The following is a 286-nucleotide window of genomic DNA, read 5'->3' on the forward strand; positions in this document are numbered from 1 at the left end:
GGCAGACCGAGCGCGGCGAGCACCGCCTCGAACACCGTCTGGTCGCCAAGCGTGATGGCGAGCGGCCGGCCGGGCAGCACCAGCGAGAGCAGCGCATGCGCGTCGGCCAGCGAGCGGGCATCGGCGGCGGCCGTGTCGCGGTCGCCGAGATCCTCGATGCCGGCCTGGAAGAACTCGTTGCCGCCTTCGCGGCGCTGACGGAACACTTCGCCGAGATAGGAGTAGCGGCGCGGCGTGCCAGCCTGGCTGGCGATGTGGTCGAGGCAGACCGGGATGGTGAATTCGG

Annotated in this window: 1 protein-coding gene; it reads right to left on the reverse strand. The window is 71.3% G+C overall.

Annotated features, from left to right (window positions below):
• Positions 1–286 (reverse strand): ATP phosphoribosyltransferase regulatory subunit (locus EN804_RS36625; protein ID WP_189602248.1); only part of this gene is annotated, 286 nt, incomplete at both ends.

The organism is Mesorhizobium sp. M8A.F.Ca.ET.161.01.1.1 (assembly GCF_004792105.1).
Taxonomy (GTDB): Bacteria; Pseudomonadota; Alphaproteobacteria; order Rhizobiales; family Rhizobiaceae; genus Mesorhizobium.